We start from the raw sequence: 16,401 nt of genomic DNA, 5'->3' as shown, positions 1-16,401 counted from the left end.
ATCCCCAACGCTAACTTCAACGATGTCCCGGAAACGATAGGAGCAACACCTATTTCACCCGGGAAATCGAGACCGGCTAGCCTGCACGAGTGGTGGGGAGAATCGCGACTTGGCTGTGCGCGGCGGCGGCTGTCGGCGTCGCGCTGTGGCTGCTGCTCACCACCCAGAGCTTCAACCTCGACCGCGTGCTGACCGACTACATGGGCGCGCATACAGACTTCGACACGTTCCACCGCTCGGCCGTCGCGTTGCTGCACGGCGATTCGATCTACAACACCGGCGCGGCCGTCACCAACCTCAACCCGCCGTTCGGGAGCGTGCTGCTCGCTCCGCTCGGGTTCACGGACACGTTGACCGCGTACCGGATCTTCAGCGCGCTCACCGCTGTCATCATCCTCGGGGCCGGTTGGCTCGTGGCACGGGAACTGCGGATCCCGGTCTGGACACAGTGGATCGTGCTGGTCGCGTTCCTCGTCTCGTCGCCGTTGATGGGCACGGTCGCACTCGGCCAGGTCTATGGCGTGCTCGCCGCCGGTTTGGCTGTCTCGTGGGTTCTGCAGCGGCGGGGCATGCCGATTGGCGCGGGTATCGCGCTGGGCATCGTGATCGCGATCAAGCCGACGCTGCTGCCGATCATGCTGCTCCCGGTCGTGCAACGGCAGTGGAAAACGTTCCAGTCGACCGTGCTCGCGGGTGCCGCCGCGACGCTCATCGGCCTGGTCGCGACTGGCGTGCAGACGTTCTTCAGGTGGATGGACATCCTGAAGGCCGAGTCGATCAGCACGTTCAGTGACAACGCCTCGTTGCCGAGCTTCGTCGCCCGGCTCGGCGGGCCTGAGTGGGTCGGGTTCGTCCTCGGTGCCGCCGCACTGATCTACACACTGTGGAAAGTCCGGCACGATCCGGACGTCGCACTGTGGGCTGTGACGGCGGCCACTCTGCTGTTCTCGCCGGTCGCCTGGCACAACTACCTGGTGCTTTGTTACCCAGGGGTGTTCGTTGTGTTGCGGCACCGCCAGTTCGCTACAGCCACGTTAATGGTGTCGCTGACGTTGATCGGCGTCGAGTGGAATGTCGTCTTCTGGCAGGGCGACGGCCTCATCGATCACCTCGGCCAGTCGTTCTACTGCTTCATCCTGCTGACCTACTGGTACGCCCTAGCCGTCCAGCACAACCGCGACAATTCCGGCGAGGTGCGCGAGTCTGGCCACCTCAGCCGCACGGAACATTGGCCCGCCAGGGCGACCGACTAGCAGCACTCTGTCCGGTTTGCCCAACGGCGTCGCCGCCAGCTCGGTGCCCAGTTCACGCCAGGTTTCCGGCACCCACGGCTCTTCGCCGTCCAGCACCGTGGCCTTGGCAAGCGGCATGAACGGCAGGTCGATGGTCAGCATCTCCGGCGCCGCGGGGCTCGTCGCCAGTGGCTGCGTGCCGCTCGCGTCGTGCTGGATCACCACGGCCCACCCGGCTCTGATGATCTTCGGGACGCCTTCGGTGAACGTGATCAGGCCGTCCTTCGGCTCCGCCGCGACCTCTTCGACCAGCTCAAGCTCGCGATGGGTGTCCAGGACCCCCGCGTACGGCCGGACCGCGTCCACTTCGACGCCTTCGACCGACTCCGCCGCCGTGATCAACATGTCCGGCAGACGACCGGACGGCAGCTCGACCACGAGGTCGTCGACCGCGATACCGCCACCACGCTCGACCACGTCCACGCTGAGGATGTCGGCGCCGATCTTGCCGAGCGCGGATGCCACCGCGCCCAGAGTTCCCGGGCTGTCCGGGAGTTGCACCCGGATCAGGAAGGACAAGGCGAACGCCTCCTGCGTCGTGCGCGGAACCTTGCCGTCCGCACCTGCTGCCGGGCGCCGATTGTCGCAGATGGGCGCGCACCCCAAGGAGTAGGCGTCCGAGTCGACTGGGTTACGAACAGCGGTTGACCGGATAACCCGTTCGGGCCCCGGTCAACCCTCGCCATAGACTCACCAGGTCCCAGATGAAATGTAATCCCCCGGGGGTTAGTGGAGTGCCAACCATCTCCCGCGACGAGGTCGCGCATCTCGCCCGGCTGGCCCGGCTCGCGGTGACCGAGCAAGAGCTGGACAAGTTCGCCGGTCAGCTCGACATCATCCTGCAGTCGGTCGCACAGGTGACCGAGGTCGCAGGCGAGGATGTGCCGCCTACGTCGCACGCCGTGCCGCTGACCAACGTCTTCCGTGAAGACGTCGTTCGCCCGGGACTGACCCAGCAGCAGGCGCTGTCCGGCGCCCCTGCCGCTGAGGACGGACGGTTCCGCGTACCCCGCATCCTGGGAGAAGAGCAGTGAGTGAACTCACCCGGCTGACCGCGGCCGAGCTGGCCGCGAAGATCCAGGCCAAGGAGGTGTCGGCGGTCGAGGTCGCACAGGCCCACCTCGACCGGATCGCCGACGTCGACCCGGCCGTCCACGCTTTCCTGCACGTCAGCACCGAGAGCGCGCTGGCTCAGGCGCGCGCGGTCGACGAGGACGTGGCCGCGGGCAACGTGCCTGCGTCGCCGCTGGCGGGCGTGCCGCTCGCGCTCAAGGACGTCGTCACGATGCAGGGCGCGCCAACGACCGTCGGCTCCAAGATGCTCGAGGGCTGGCAGCCGCCGTACGACGCGACGATCACGACAAAGATGCTCGAAGCGGGCATCGTGATCCTCGGCAAGACGAACATGGACGAGTTCGCCATGGGTTCGTCGACCGAGAACTCGGCCTACGGCCCGACGCACAACCCATGGGACCTCAACCGGATCCCCGGCGGCTCCGGCGGTGGTTCGTCGGCGGCGCTCGCCGCCTTTGAAGCTCCGCTCGCGATCGGTACGGACACCGGTGGCTCGATTCGTCAGCCCGCTGCCGTGACCGGCACGGTTGGCGTGAAGCCGACCTATGGCGGCGTCTCGCGCTACGGGCTCGTGGCGTTCTCGTCGTCGCTCGACCAAGCAGGGCCATGCGCACGGACGGTCATGGACGCCGCGTTGCTGCACGAAGTGATCGGCGGTCACGACCCGCTGGACGCCACGTCCATCAACGAGACGGTGCCTGCGGTCGTGCAGGCGGTGCGCGAGGGTTCGCTCGGCGACCTGCGTGGCCTGAAGATCGGTGTCGTCAAGGAGTTCTCCGGCGAGGGCTACGAGCCGGGCGTGATGGTGTCGTTCAACGAGGCTGTCGAGCAGTTGCGCGCGTTGGGCGCGGAGATCGTCGAGGTCTCGTGCCCGCACTTCAAGTACGCGTTGTCGGCGTACTACCTGATCGCGCCGAGCGAGTGCTCGTCCAACCTGGCTCGCTTCGACGCGATGCGCTACGGCATCCGCGTCGGCGACAACGGTGAGCGCAGCGCCGAAGAAGTCATGTCGCTGACTCGCGAGGCCGGTTTCGGCGCCGAGGTGAAGCGCCGGATCATGATCGGCACGTACGCGCTCTCGTCTGGCTACTACGACGCCTACTACGGCTCGGCCCAGAAGGTCCGCACGCTCATCAAGCGGGACTTCGAAGCCGCCTACGAGAAGGTCGACGTGCTGGTCTCCCCGGCAACGCCGACCACCGCGTTCCCGATCGGCGAGCGCACCGACAACCCGATGGCCATGTACCTCGCCGACCTGTGCACGATTCCGGCGAGCCTGGCTGGGCATCCTGCGATGAGCGTGCCGAGCAAGCTTTCGGGCATCGACGGTCTGCCGGTCGGCCTGCAGATCATGGCGCCTGCCCTGCAGGAGACCAGGATGTACCGGGTGGCGGCGGCCTACGAGGTGGCACGCAACGAGTCCGACGGCGGCCCGCTGATCAACCGGGTGCCGGAACTGGAGGTGGCACGGTGAACTTCAAGAAGGCACGCGGCCTGCTCGGTCTTGTCGGTTCGGTCTTCGGCGCGGTCAGCGCGGTACAGGGATTCCGCAACGCGCGCAAGGACAAGGACAAGCTGCTGCTGGTCAACGCATCCGCCAGCATTCTCGTCGCGATCACGGGTGTGCTGCTGACCATCCGCTCTATTCGTAAGGACGAGCTGAAGTGACGGCTGCTGCCGAGCTGATGGACTACGACGAGGTCATCGCGAAGTTCGACCCGGTGCTCGGGCTCGAGGTGCACGTCGAGCTGTCGACCAACACGAAGATGTTCTGCGGCTGCCCGGTCACCTTCGGCGGCGAACCGAACACGCAGGTCTGCCCGACGTGCCTCGGCCTGCCGGGCGCGCTGCCGGTCGTGAACGAGATCGGTGTGGCGTCCGCGATCCGGATCGGCCTCGCGCTCAACTGCGAGATCGCCGAGTGGTGCCGGTTCGCCCGGAAGAACTACTTCTACCCGGACATGCCGAAGAACTTCCAGACCTCGCAGTACGACGAGCCGATCGCCTTCAACGGCTACCTCGACGTCGAGCTGGAAGACGGAACCGTTGTGCGCGTTGACATCGAGCGTGCGCACATGGAAGAGGACACCGGAAAGTCGCTGCACGTCGGCGGTGCGACCGGGCGTATCCACGGCGCGGAGCACTCGCTGCTGGACTACAACCGGGCGGGCGTGCCGCTGATCGAGATCGTCACCAAGCCGATCACCGGAACCGGTTCTCGCGCACCGGAAGTTGCTCGCGCGTACGTGACCGCGCTGCGGGATCTGTTGCGTGCCTTGGATGTCTCGGACGTCCGGATGGACCAGGGCTCGCTTCGTTGTGACGCCAACGTGTCCCTGATGCTCAAGGACGCCACGGAGTTCGGCACGCGGACCGAGACGAAGAACGTCAACTCGCTGCGCTCGGTTGAGCGGGCCGTGCGGTTCGAGATGACCCGCCAGGCCGCGGTGCTGGAATCGGGCGGCACGATCCGCCAGGAGACCCGGCACTTCGACGAGTCGACGGGTTCGACGTCTTCGGGCCGTGCCAAGGAGACTTCCGAGGACTACCGGTACTTCCCGGAACCCGACCTGGTGCCGATCGCCCCATCCCGCGAGTGGGTGGCGGAGCTTCGGCAGACGCTGCCGGAGATGCCGTGGGTGCGGCGCAAGCGGATCCAGCAGGAGTGGAACCTCTCGGACCTGGAACTGCGGGACTTGCTGAACCTTGGGGCGGTCGACGTGATCGCGGCGACGGTGGATGCTGGCGCGTCCCCGGCCGAGGCCCGTGCCTGGTGGGTCAGCAACCTGGCGCAGGAAGCGAACACCCGTGGTGTGGAACTGGGCGACCTGCCCATCACGCCTAAGCAGGTGGCCGAGGTCATCAAGATGGTCGCGGAAGGCACGCTGACCAACAAGATGGCCCGATCTGTGGTCGAGGGTGTGCTCACTGGTGAGGGTGAACCCGCGGATGTCGTGGAAAAGCGTGGCCTGAAGGTGGTTTCGGACGACTCGGCGCTGATCGCCGCGGTCGACGAGGCGCTCGCCGCGAACCCGGACATCCTCGACAAGATCCGCAGCGGCAAGGTGCAGGCCGCGGGCAAGGTCGTCGGTGACGTGATGCGCGCGACGAAGGGCCAAGCCAACGCCAAGCGCGTGCAGGAACTGGTGCTGGAGCGCGCCAACGCCTGAAAACCCCTCGTGAGTGGTTAGCCGTGTTAGAACACGGCTAACCACTCACGAGGTGCACGCTGGGGATTTAGTCGGCCAGGGCCGGGACGCGCTCCTCAGTGGACGATGACGCCACGGTGAAGTCTCGCAGTGGCTCGGATTTGACGAACCACGAGACCACGAAACCGATCGCGATGAACACCGCGGCCCACAGGAAGATGCTCTGAATCCCGGAGACCATGCCGCCGAGATATGCGTCCCGAACCGGCGCGGGCAGTCCTTCGATCATCTTCGGGCTCAGTTGCCCGCCTCCGCTGGTGAACTGCGTGCCTGCGGACCCGAGCGCGGACGTCATCGAATCCGTGATCCGGCTGGAGAAGATCGAACCAAGCACCGCGACACCGAGCGAACCGCCGATGCTCCGGGCGAACGTCGCCGTGCTCGTCGCGACACCGAGGTCGTGCCGTTCGACGCTGTTCTGGGCGATCAGGTTCGTCGTACCCATCAGGAAGCCGAGTCCCGCGCCGATCACCAGGATGTACAGGCTCGATGTGAACGACGAGGTGGTCAGGTCGAGTTGGGTCAGCAACAACGTGCCGACAGCCATCACGGCCGTTCCGATGATCGGGAAGGTGCGGTAGTGGCCGGTTCGGCTGGTCAACTGGCCGACCACGGTCGAGACCACGAGCATGCCCGCCATCATCGGCAGCAGCAGCAATCCGCTGTTCGTCGCCGAGGCACCCTGCACGATCTGCTGGTACTGCGGCAGGAAACTCACTGCGCCGAACATCGCGAAACCGGCCATGAACGCCAGCACCGAGGACATCGTGAAGTTGCGGATCTTGAACAGCTGCAGCGGCAGGATGGGCTCGGCCACGCGCTTCTCGACCCAGACGAACGCGGCCAGCGCGACCACCGTCAGCACCCCGAGGCCGACGATCTGCCACGAGCCCCACGCGTACTGCGTACCGCCCCAGGTTGCGAACAGCACCAGCGAACCGATGCCCAGCGTCAGCAGGGCCGCGCCCCAGTAGTCGATCACGGCCTTGCCGCCTTCACGCTTCGGCAGGCTCAGGGTCGCTCCGACCACGGCAAGGGCCAGGATGCCCAGCGGCAGGTTCACGTAGAACGCCCAGCGCCAGTCGAGGTAGTCGGTGATGAAGCCACCGAGGAATGGTCCGCCGACCATCGCGATCGGCATCACGGCCGCGAACATGCCCTGTGCCTTGCCACGCTCCCGCGGCGGGACCATCTCGGCCATGATCGCCATCGCGCCGACCATCAGGCCGCCCGCTCCTAGACCTTGCACCGCGCGGTACGCGATCAGTTCGGTCATCGAGCCTGATGTGCCTGCCAGCGCTGAGCCGATCAGGAACACCACGATCGAGGCCATGAACATGCCTTTACGGCCGTACAGGTCGCTCAGCTTTCCCCAGATCGGCGTGGAAACCGCGGATGCCAGGGTGTACGCCGTGACCACCCAGGCGAAGTGATTCAGGCCACCTAGGTCCCCGACGATCGTCGGCATGGCGGTACCGACGATCATGTTGTCGAGCATGGCCAACAGGATGCCGATCATCAGTCCGGCAAAGACCGTGTACTGCTTGCGCTTCGATATCGGAGCTGTGAGAGGTGCTGTCATCGGTAGATAACCCCCGCTATGCTTACTTGCCGCCCGGCTAGGTAACTTGCTAGCCGTACGGTAAGCTATTGCTAGCCGGTCGTCAAGTAAGTTGGAGTGAGCATGGGCACACGGTCGGACACCAAGGAGAAGATCCAGGACGTCGCCCTCGATCTCTTCGGCGAACAGGGCTACGACAAGACCTCGCTGCGGGAGATCGCCGAGCGCCTCGGCGTGACCAAGGCGGCGCTGTACTACCACTTCAAGACCAAGGAAGAGATCATCACGAGCCTGCTGCAGGCCACGGGTGAACGCCTCGACGAGATCTCCGCGTGGCTCGCCGACAAGGAGCCGACTCCGGAGAACCGTCGTGAGCTGCTCGAACGCTACGCCGCGGCGATCAGCCAAGGCGGCAGGCACTTCAAGCTGATGCGGCTGATGCAGGAGAACCAGCCCGCGCTGCGCGAGCTTGGCGCAGGACTGAAGGGCCACGAGCGGATGAAGGTCTTGGTCGAGTTCCTCACCGACCCCGGCGCCTCACTGGCCGATCAGCTCAGGGCCCGGCTGTCGCTGGTCGTCTTGCACATGGGCCCGTTCACGCTGCAGGAGTCGGGCGCGACCGAGGCGGAGAAGCAGGCTGCGGCCCTGGAAGTAGGCCTTGGGCTGCTTGGCTAGTCCTTTCCGCCTGTGCCCGCGTTGGCTGCGGTGGTGGAGATGAGCACGACCCGGTCGTCGCTGGAGACCGGCGTGCCACCGGACTTGTTCACGGTCCCGGCCAGCGCGTAGTTCGGGTTCAGCACGGCCATTCCGCCGAGCCGCCCGAAGCCTTCCTTGTCCTGCAGGGAAACCGTGGGCTTCGCGGTGATCACGCCCTCCGGGTTCAACGGCAGGTTCTGCATGTTCCCCGCGGTCGACGCGGCCACCATCAGCACGGCCGGAGTGACGACGCATCCGGCGACGCCTGGTTTGTCCGGCCACGTCCACACCGCGTTGCCGAGCGGCTTGCCCGGCTCCACGTGGTAGATCGCATCGCGTTGCGGCCCACGGTCGGTCACCCACGGCCGCGCGTCCGCGCCGATGCAGATGCCGCCCGGTGCGTGGAAACCGCTGGCGATCACCGCGGTGCTCGGGTCTGGGTTGCCCTTCGCGGGCTTGCCGGTCGTGTCGATGCGTAGCAGCTTGCCTGCCAACGACTTCGGGTCCGCGGCCAGCGCGGGGTTGCCCGCGTCACCTGTCGCCACAAGAAGATTGCCGGTGAGGTCACGCAGCAGCGCGCCACGGTTGCCGGACGGCCCGCGAGGAATTCCAGTCAGCACGGGCTTTGGCGTGTCGCCCGCGGCGAAACGAACGACCCGGTTGTCGGTCGGGGTCGTGATGTAGGCGTAGATCAACTGGTCTTCGGTGTACGTCGGCGACAGCGCGAGCCCGGTCAGGCCACCGTCGGTTGTTCCGTCGACAGGGATCGTGGTCACCGGATTCGGCGTGTTGCCGTAGCGAACCTGCAGCACGCGGCCGGACTTGCGTTCACCCGCAAGCCCCGCGGGCGGGTCGCTGTTCGGAAACGGCGCCACCGAGTCGATGGTGTCCATGCACGTACCGACCACGGCTGGGTGGTAGTCCTTGCAGCCCTCCGGCGGGGGAACCGGCGTCTGTGGACCGCCTCCGCCGCCACGGCCGGGGCCGTTGTTCCCGCCGGAGCCGCCACCCTCGCTCGGGCCGCTTTCCGGGGCCAGTTCGGGCTGCTGGGTCCACTTCGCTGGCGCGGGCTGTTCGGCGAACGACACGCACCCGCTGAGCGCGAGGCCTGCGGCGACGCAACACGCGGCGAGCCGCCATCCGGAACGTGACACGTCACCCAGGCTAGGTGCGAAGTCGTGAACCGTAGGTAAGCGCGGGCGGGATCAACGCGTCGATCGGATCGCGGGCGGGTGGCCTGGCCAGCTCACGTGCCCGCTCGACCGCGGCAACCCGGCGAAGCAGCGACCGCAGCTCGTCGACCACCACATCCGGCGCCTCAAGCGGCAGGAAATGGCTGGTCGGGACGATCCGCACGCGGGCTTGCGGGAGCATCGAGACGGGCTTTGTCGCCCGTTCCGGCGAGGCCAGCAGGTCGTACTGCCCAGCGAGCACGGTGACCGGGCACGTCAGCCCACGCAGATCACGCGCGGGCACGGAACTGACCGCGAGCGCCAGCGTGAAATACCAGCGCCAGTCGTGCTGCACGAACCGGCGCAGCATGCGGATGACCGCCTGGGTGTCCGCGCCCGGCATCATCAGGCCGCTGCGCTGGGCCAGGGTCGCGGTGACCGTGTTCACCGGAATCCGGTGCAGGATCGCGTCGATGATCGGCGAGATCGCGCGCAATGCGTGCGTCCCGGTCAACGTCAGCGCGCGGCGCAGCACGGCCGGAATCCCGAGCGAGCCGAGCATCGCGCCGAAAAGGTCGCCCGGCACGCCCGCGACGAACATGAGGCCGGAGACGCGCTCGGGATGTCTGCGAGCCAGTTCGGCGGCCACCATCACACCGACCGACCAGCCCATCACGACACAGCGCCGTACCCCAGCGGCGTCCAGCACGGCCAGGGCGTCGGCGACGTGGTCAGCCAGCTCGATCCGGCTCTCGTCAGCCGGTCGGTCCGAGCCCATCGTGCCGCGGTGGTACCAGGACAGCACCCGTGCGCCCCCCTGCTCAACAGCAGAGTCCGGCAGCAGCAGCATCGGCCACACTTCCGGCGCTGTGCCCAATCCCGGGCACAGCAACACCGGCGGGCCCGCGTTGTCGGTGCGCCAGCCGCGAATCCTCGTCCCGTCCGGCGAGGTCACGTCGTGTTCGTGCATCGACGCAGAGTCTGCCCTAGTCAGGCCGGCGAGATCGATAAGGCCTACTGTTGTTTTCGTGCCGATCACTGTTCTGGTACCTGATGATTACGGAATGTCCGTGCTGGCCGAGCTGGACGGCGTGCGACCGGTCCGCTTCGAGGTCGGCGAACCTCTGCCACCTGGGGCGCAGGAGGCGGACGTGCTCATCCCCGGTTTTCAGGCCGGGGCCCAGTCGGTCGCGTACATCCCGCAGCTGCCGAAGCTCAAGCTGGTGCAACTGCTCTCGGCAGGCGCGGAGAGCTGGGTCGGCAAGCTGCCTGATGGGATCATGCTCGCCAACTGCCGCGGTGCGCACGGCGGCAGCACGGCTGAGTGGGTCATGGCCGCACTGCTGACGATCTACCGGGAAATGCGCGAGTTCGCGGCCGCGCAGGCGCAACACCGGTGGGACTTGCGCAAGACCGACACGCTGCAAGGCAAACGCGTGCTGACAATCGGCGCCGGTGATCTTGGAACCCAGCTCAAGCGCAGGCTGGAAGCCTTTGACTCGCAGGTGACCTTGGTCGGCACGACCGCGCGTGAAGGCGTTCACGGTGTGGACGAACTTCCCCAGTTGCTCGGCGACTACGACGTTGTCGTTCTGATGGTGCCGGTTACCCCGAAAACCGTCGGAATGGTAGATGCGAAGTTCCTGGCCCAGATGGCGGACGGTGCCGTACTTGTGAACGCGGCGCGTGGACCTGTTGTGGTTACCGACGACTTGCTCGCTGAACTGCGTTCTGGCCGGTTGCGCGCCGCGCTCGACGTCACCGACCCGGAGCCGCTGCCGTCGGATCATCCACTGTGGACGGCACCTGGCCTGCTGCTGACTCCGCATGTTGCCGGAACATGCACGGGCAACTTCGAACGCGCGTATGCCGTGGCGGCAACCCAGATCTCGATGTTCGCGGCAGGCGAGAAACCGTCGAATCTGGTCCGTGGCGAGTATTGATAAAAACTTTGTAGAGCGTTTTCCGGCGCTTTCCCGTAGCCTCCCCGCCGTGAGTACCGACGATGACCGCTCGAGGACCGCGGGCGGCTACCCAGGGATGTATTCCATGGGCGGCGACGACTACTCCGGTTCGCACCGGATGGCTGAGCCGTCGGACGAGGATTACGGCCGGTACGACGATTCCGGCTACAGCAGCTCGTCCACGACAACCGTGTTGTCCAGACCTGGCGCGGACGAGGAGGAGCGAACCAAGCCCGGATATGCATGGCATGGCGGGTTGGACTTCGGTCTGCTCGTACTGCGGCTCGTGCTCGGTGGCACGTTCATCGTGCACGCGTCGCAGAAGCTGTTCGGCCTGTTCAACGGCCCGGGCATCGACGGGTTCGCGCAGTTCCTCGGCACGCAGGGCTTCAGCCAGACCACCATTCTCGCCTGGGCGACCGGCGTGTCCGAGCTGGTCGGCGGCGTGCTGCTGGTGCTCGGCCTGTTCACCCCGATCGGCGCGGCCGCGATCCTCGGCGTGATGGCGAATGTCGTCTACCTGAAGTGGGGCAACGGGTTCTTCAACCCGCCGCGCGGCTTCGAGTGGGAGCTCGCGCTCGGCACGGCGGCGTTCATGCTGCTGTTCACCGGTCCGGGCCGAATCTCGCTCGACCGCCCGACCCCGTGGGGCCGTCGCCCGGTCCCGCTCGGCTTGTTCATGTTGATCGTCGCGGCTGGACTGTCCGTCGTCACGCTTGTCGTGTTCAGGTAAGCACTTCTGGGTTGACCAAGGCCCGGGGGCGATGCCCGGCGATGCCGTTGAGGAGGTTCTCGACGGCGAAAAGTCCCATCGCCGCCCGGGTCTGGACGGTCGCACTGCCAAGATGCGGCACGATCGTGACGTTGTCGAGGTCCAGCAACGCTTTCTCGACCTGAGGCTCCCGCTCGAACACGTCCAGCCCAGCGGCGAAGATCTCGTTGGTACGCAGCGCGTGCGCCAAAGCGGCCTCGTCCACCAACGGTCCGCGCGCGGTATTCACCAGGACCGCAGTGGATTTCATGTTCTTGAACACGTCCGCGTTGAACAGGTGTTTCGTCTCGGGTGTGAGCGGGGCGTGGATCGAGACCACGTCCGACTCGGCGATCAGGGTTTCGAACGGGACGCCGCCCGAGCGGGAGTTGTGAATCACCCGCATTCCAAAGCCTTCGGCCCTCTTGGCGGTCGCTTTCCCGATCCGGCCGTAGCCCACGATGCCCAGGGTCCGGCCGTAGAGTTCGTGGCCGAGCATCATTCTCGGGCCCCAGATCCATGGGGTTTCCGCCCTGAGAAACCGGTCGCCTTCCGCGATCCTGCGGACACACGCCAGGATCAGCGCCCACGCGAGGTCCGCGGTCGCCTCGGTGAGTACGTCCGGCGTGTTCGCGACCAGCACGCCGCGTCGGGTGCACTCGGCGACGTCGATGTTGTCGTAGCCGACCGCGTGGTTGGCCACGATCTTCAGCTGCGGACCGGCCGCGTCGAGCAGTTCCGCGTCGACCCGCTCGGACAACATGGTCAATAGGCCGTCTTTACCGTTGGCGCGCTTGAGGAACTCGTCGCGCGGCATGGCTTCCGGCGGGCCGGTGTAGAGATCGACCTCGCACCGGCCCGTCAAAGCCTGCATCGCTTCGTCGACCATTTCGCGGGTTACGAGGACTTGTGCCACTTGGCAACGATAGCGCGGATGGACACGTAAGCCACTGTGGACAACGCCAGATATACCGGCAGGCCGCCGAGGAACTGGTGCGTCATCTTGGCCACGGCCGTGTACTCGGTCGGCGGCTGCATGATGATCGACGGATCGCCCCAGTGGTGCGTGACGAACGCGGCGATCGGCGTTCCCCTTGCCACGAACATGTCGTGCGCCAACGGCCCGGGGATCGTGATGACCGCGAACAACACGCCCAGCACAAGCGGAAACAGCCAGCGAGGCCGGTCGCGGATCAGCCAGACCGCGAGGGGGAGTAGCACCGCGATGATCGGAGTGAGCGCGATGAAGCCGAACGAAGAATCCAGCGCCCAATGCAGATACGGGCTGATGGCCGGGCCGCCTTCGTTGAACAGGATCGCGTGCACGTAGAACATCGCGGCACCGCCCACGTAACACAGCAACAGCGACGTGACCAGTAGCGTCACGCGGGCCAGCGGATCACGGTAGAACTCGGCAAGAGCGCCGAGCGGTCCTTTGTGGACGATGTGGCTCGCTGGCTGATCAAGGAAAACCGCAGTGATGTCCGGGACGGCGACGGTTTTCGTCATAAGACCACCTCTGTGTGATCTGGTGACAGGAATCGCGCCGGACCTCAGGGTGCAGCACGGAGTAGCCGCCCGAAAATGACACGAAAGCCGGACACGAATGCCCGGCTTTCGTCTACTTAAAGATCTTTCGGTAATAGGGTGAGTCGTTGCGGGTGATTCGCCTTGCCTGGTAGGACAATCGTGGTGTGCCAGAACCGTCACGATCGGCCGGCCAGCGTCGGAAAGGCCGTAGCAGCAAGAAAGTAGCTGCCCGCCGTGATTTTGAGGCGTTGCGAGAACGTCGGATGCGGGCAGCGGAGATGTTCGACCGCGGCAAGCGGCAGGTCGATGTGGTGGTGGAGTTGGGAGTCTCGGCGCAGACCGCCTCACGGTGGCACCGGGCGTGGTCGGCCGGCGGACGGCAGGCATTGGCCGGGGCTGGTCGTGCCGGGCGGCTGCCCAAGCTGACCGACGAGCAGGTGGCCGAGGTGGCCGGCGCGCTGGCGGAGGGGCCGAAGGCGAACGGATTCCCGACCGACATGTGGACGCTGGCGCGGGTGGCCGAGGTGATCGAGAAGGTCACCGGGGTGCGGTACTCGCAAACCCAGACCTGGACGATCCTGCGCGAGCGGCTGGGCTGGAGCAGGCAGCGTCCCGCCCGCCGCGCCACCGAACGCGACCAGGAGGCCATCGACAGGTGGGTGAAAAAGGAGTGGCCGCGCATAAAAAAAGCGCCCGGCGCCGAGGGGCCTGGATCTGCTTCCAGGACGAGTCCGGATTCTCCCTGCTGCCCGTAGTCCGGGCCACCTGGGCGCCACGCGGCCAGACCCCGGTGCTGACCCACCGGTTCTCCTGGAAACGCCTGTCGATGTCCGGCGCGCTGGCCTACCGACCCGACCGCAGCGAGGCGGTGTTCGTGTTCGGCATCAAAGAAGGCGCCTACAACACCGCCTCGCTGATCGAGTTCCTCACCGCTCTGCACGAGCACCTCGACGGCCAGAAAGTCACCCTGATCTGGGACGGCCTGCCCGCCCACCGATCGAACGACATGAAGGCATGGCTGACCACCCAACGACACTGGCTGCACGTGGAACCGTTGCCCGGCTACGCCCCCGACCTCAACCCGATGGAAACGGTATGGGGCAACGTCAAAGCACGCGAACTGGCCAACTTGTGCCCCGACACCCTCGACGAAGCCCACACCGCCGCGCAGACCGGCCTGGAACGCGTCGGCAGCAGCTACCAACTGTGCTTCAACTTCCTCGACCACACCGGCCTTTCCCTATGACATAACTCACTCAAATACCGAAAGGTCTTTAGGTGGTTTCTACGACGGGATTCGCCGCACCGCGCCAGTGGATGCGTCGGTCGCCATGTGTGCGTACGCGCGCAATGCCGTTGTCACAGTGCGATCCCGGTCGACCGGCTGCCACGGCCGCTCGCTCGACTCCATCTTCGCCCGGCGCTCGGCCAGAACTTCTTCCGGCACAAGCAGTTCCAGTGTCCGGGTGGTGACGTCAATCAGGATCTGGTCGCCGTCTTGAACGAGTCCAATTGTGCCCGCGCCCGCGGCTTCGGGGGAGATGTGCCCGACCGACAGGCCCGACGATCCGCCGGAGAAGCGGCCGTCGGTGATCAGCGCGCACTTCTGGCCGAGGCCTGCGCCCTTGAGGAACGCCGTGGGGTGCAACATCTCCTGCATCCCCGGGCCGCCGGCCGGGCCTTCGTAGCGGACCACGAGCACGTCACCCGGCTGGATCTCCTTGTTCAGGATCACCGAAACCGCTTGCTCCTGGCTTTCGACCACCCGGGCAGGACCTTGGAACCGGAACAATGACGGATCGATTCCAGCGGACTTGATGACCGCGCCGTTCTCCGCCAGGTTCCCACGCAGCACGGCCAAACCTCCATCGGCCGTGTACGCGTGCTCCTTGTCACGGATGCAGCCTGAAGCAGCGTCGGTGTCCAAAGAAGACCAGCGGTTCGTCGTAGAGAACGCCTCAGTGGTCCGCACGCCGCCTGGGGCCGCGTGGAAGAGTTCGATTGCCGCATCGGACGCCTGTCCAGATCGGATGTCCCATTCGGACAGCCACGACGTCAGGTCCGAACTGTGGACCGAGTGGACGTCCCGGTTGAGCAGTCCCGCGCGGTCCAGTTCACCGAGGATCGCCGGAATTCCACCGGCCCGGTGCACGTCTTCCATGTGGTAGTCGGAGTTCGGCGAGACCTTCGACAGGCACGGAACCCGGCGGCTGGTCGCGTCGATGTCGGCCAGCGTGAAGTCGACCTCGCCTTCCTGCGCCGCGGCCAGGATGTGCAGGACCGTGTTGGTCGAACCGCCCATGGCCATATCGAGGGCCATCGCGTTCTCGAATGCCTTACGGGATGCGATCTCCCGCGGCAGCACCGAGGAATCGTCGGCGCCGTACCAACGCTTGCACAGCTCGACGACCGTCGTTCCCGCCCTGGAGAACAGGTCGCGGCGCGCGGCATGGGTGGCCAAAGTGGACCCGTTGCCCGGCAAGGCCAATCCGAGCGCTTCGGTCAGGCAGTTCATCGAGTTCGCGGTGAACATCCCGGAGCACGAGCCACACGTCGGACAGGCCGAGCGCTCCACAATCGACAGCCCGTCCTCGTCGACCGACGGGTTCGCGGACGCCGCGATCGCGGTGATCAGGTCGGTCGGCGCCTGCGCGACACCGCCGACGACCACGGCTTTGCCCGCCTCCATCGGTCCACCCGAGACGAACACCGTCGGGATGTTCAGCCGCATGGCCGCGTTCAGCATGCCCGGCGTGATCTTGTCGCAGTTGGAGATGCAGACCAGCGCGTCCGCCTGGTGCGCGTTGACCATGTATTCGACCGAGTCCGCGATGATCTCGCGGGACGGCAGGGAGTACAGCATTCCGCTGTGGCCCATCGCGATTCCGTCGTCCACCGCGATGGTGTGGAACTCGCGCGCGACACCGCCAGCCTCGCGCACGGCATCGGCGACGATGTCACCGAGGTCGCGAAGGTGTACGTGGCCCGGCACGAACTGCGTGTAGGAGTTGGCGATCGCCACGATCGGCTTGCCGAAGTCGGAATCCGTCATACCGGTCGCACGCCAGAGCGCGCGTGCGCCCGCGGCGTTGCGGCCGTGAGTGGTCGTGCGGGAACGCAACTGGGGCATCGCCCCTCCAAAAGACTCAGCG

At 66.2% G+C, this 16,401-nt stretch carries 16 protein-coding genes and 1 pseudogene; 10 read left to right on the top strand and 7 right to left on the bottom strand.

Annotation, left to right across the window (positions count from 1 at the left end):
- Positions 1-89: 89 nt before the first annotated feature.
- Complete coding sequence (locus LWC34_RS34335; RefSeq protein ID WP_233729420.1) at positions 90-1,253, top strand: glycosyltransferase family 87 protein; 1,164 nt, start codon at positions 90-92, stop codon at positions 1,251-1,253.
- On the opposite strand, the gene LWC34_RS34330 is transcribed toward LWC34_RS34335, so the two are convergent.
- Positions 1,158-1,811, bottom strand: coding sequence for an ACT domain-containing protein (locus LWC34_RS34330; protein WP_233730932.1), 654 nt, complete (start codon positions 1,809-1,811; stop codon positions 1,158-1,160). The genes LWC34_RS34335 and LWC34_RS34330 overlap by 96 nt on opposite strands.
- Before the next feature lie 215 nt (positions 1,812-2,026).
- On the opposite strand from LWC34_RS34330, the gene gatC reads away from it, so the two are divergent.
- From gatC to gatB, 4 genes are read left to right on the top strand one after another with little or no spacing between them, the layout of a single operon-like run.
- Complete coding sequence (gene gatC / locus LWC34_RS34325; RefSeq protein ID WP_233729419.1) at positions 2,027-2,326, top strand: Asp-tRNA(Asn)/Glu-tRNA(Gln) amidotransferase subunit GatC; 300 nt, start codon at positions 2,027-2,029, stop codon at positions 2,324-2,326.
- The gene (gatA, locus tag LWC34_RS34320; RefSeq protein WP_233729418.1) at positions 2,323-3,840 is read left to right on the top strand and encodes an Asp-tRNA(Asn)/Glu-tRNA(Gln) amidotransferase subunit GatA; all 1,518 of its coding nucleotides are present in this window, start codon (positions 2,323-2,325) and stop codon (positions 3,838-3,840) included. Before gatC ends, gatA begins: the two co-directional genes overlap by 4 nt.
- A complete protein-coding gene (locus tag LWC34_RS34315) occupies positions 3,837-4,034 on the top strand; it encodes a hypothetical protein (protein WP_233729417.1) in 198 nt (65 codons plus the stop codon). Before gatA ends, LWC34_RS34315 begins: the two co-directional genes overlap by 4 nt.
- The gene (gene gatB, locus LWC34_RS34310) at positions 4,031-5,536 is read left to right on the top strand and encodes an Asp-tRNA(Asn)/Glu-tRNA(Gln) amidotransferase subunit GatB (protein WP_233729416.1); all 1,506 of its coding nucleotides are present in this window, start codon (positions 4,031-4,033) and stop codon (positions 5,534-5,536) included. The genes LWC34_RS34315 and gatB overlap by 4 nt, the downstream gene beginning before the upstream one ends.
- A 67-nt stretch (positions 5,537-5,603) precedes the next feature.
- Here gatB and LWC34_RS34305 read toward each other — a convergent pair whose 3' ends face one another.
- Positions 5,604-7,157 (bottom strand): MDR family MFS transporter, encoded by a 1,554-nt coding sequence (locus LWC34_RS34305; protein ID WP_233729415.1) that lies wholly within the window; start codon positions 7,155-7,157, stop codon positions 5,604-5,606.
- Between the two features lie 102 nt (positions 7,158-7,259).
- On the opposite strand from LWC34_RS34305, the gene LWC34_RS34300 reads away from it, so the two are divergent.
- On the top strand, positions 7,260-7,811 hold the full coding sequence (locus LWC34_RS34300) for a TetR/AcrR family transcriptional regulator (protein ID WP_233729414.1): 552 nt from the start codon (positions 7,260-7,262) through the stop codon (positions 7,809-7,811).
- Here the strand turns inward: LWC34_RS34300 and LWC34_RS34295 are convergent.
- Both LWC34_RS34295 and LWC34_RS34290 read right to left on the bottom strand, forming a co-directional pair.
- Positions 7,808-8,986: a PQQ-dependent sugar dehydrogenase gene (locus tag LWC34_RS34295; RefSeq protein WP_233729413.1), complete on the bottom strand. Its 1,179-nt coding sequence runs from the start codon at positions 8,984-8,986 to the stop codon at positions 7,808-7,810. The genes LWC34_RS34300 and LWC34_RS34295 overlap by 4 nt on opposite strands.
- Before the next feature lie 10 nt (positions 8,987-8,996).
- Entirely contained in the window at positions 8,997-9,974 is a 978-nt protein-coding gene (locus LWC34_RS34290; protein ID WP_233729412.1) for an alpha/beta fold hydrolase, read from the bottom strand.
- Between the two features lie 58 nt (positions 9,975-10,032).
- Here LWC34_RS34290 and LWC34_RS34285 point away from each other — a divergent pair, with 58 nt between their 5' ends.
- The gene (locus LWC34_RS34285; RefSeq protein ID WP_233729411.1) at positions 10,033-10,947 is read left to right on the top strand and encodes a 2-hydroxyacid dehydrogenase; all 915 of its coding nucleotides are present in this window, start codon (positions 10,033-10,035) and stop codon (positions 10,945-10,947) included.
- A 49-nt stretch (positions 10,948-10,996) separates the two neighbouring features.
- Entirely contained in the window at positions 10,997-11,701 is a 705-nt protein-coding gene (locus LWC34_RS34280; protein WP_233729410.1) for a DoxX family protein, read from the top strand.
- Here LWC34_RS34280 and LWC34_RS34275 read toward each other — a convergent pair.
- Positions 11,694-12,635 carry a 2-hydroxyacid dehydrogenase gene (locus tag LWC34_RS34275; protein ID WP_233729409.1) on the bottom strand — a complete coding sequence of 314 codons (942 nt, stop codon included), beginning with the start codon at positions 12,633-12,635 and terminating at the stop codon, positions 11,694-11,696. The two genes, LWC34_RS34280 and LWC34_RS34275, sit on opposite strands and share 8 nt — an antisense overlap.
- Positions 12,617-13,228 (bottom strand): hypothetical protein, encoded by a 612-nt coding sequence (locus LWC34_RS34270; protein ID WP_233729408.1) that lies wholly within the window; start codon positions 13,226-13,228, stop codon positions 12,617-12,619. Before LWC34_RS34270 ends, LWC34_RS34275 begins: the two co-directional genes overlap by 19 nt.
- A 284-nt stretch (positions 13,229-13,512) precedes the next feature.
- On the opposite strand from LWC34_RS34270, the pseudogene LWC34_RS34265 reads away from it, so the two are divergent.
- Both LWC34_RS34265 and LWC34_RS34260 read left to right on the top strand, forming a co-directional pair.
- Positions 13,513-13,857, top strand: a pseudogene (locus tag LWC34_RS34265) (helix-turn-helix domain-containing protein); the annotation flags it as partial.
- Entirely contained in the window at positions 13,749-14,495 is a 747-nt protein-coding gene (locus LWC34_RS34260; RefSeq protein ID WP_233729407.1) for an IS630 family transposase, read from the top strand. The pseudogene LWC34_RS34265 and the gene LWC34_RS34260, both read left to right, overlap by 109 nt.
- 39 nt (positions 14,496-14,534) lie before the next feature.
- On the opposite strand, the gene ilvD is transcribed toward LWC34_RS34260, so the two are convergent.
- A complete protein-coding gene (ilvD, locus tag LWC34_RS34255) occupies positions 14,535-16,379 on the bottom strand; it encodes a dihydroxy-acid dehydratase (protein WP_233729406.1) in 1,845 nt (614 codons plus the stop codon).
- Positions 16,380-16,401: the final 22 nt, after the last annotated feature.

The organism is Kibdelosporangium philippinense (assembly GCF_021390435.2).
GTDB classification, from domain to species: Bacteria; Actinomycetota; Actinomycetes; order Mycobacteriales; family Pseudonocardiaceae; genus Kibdelosporangium; species Kibdelosporangium philippinense.
This window is presented reverse-complemented; position numbering and strand designations above follow the sequence as displayed.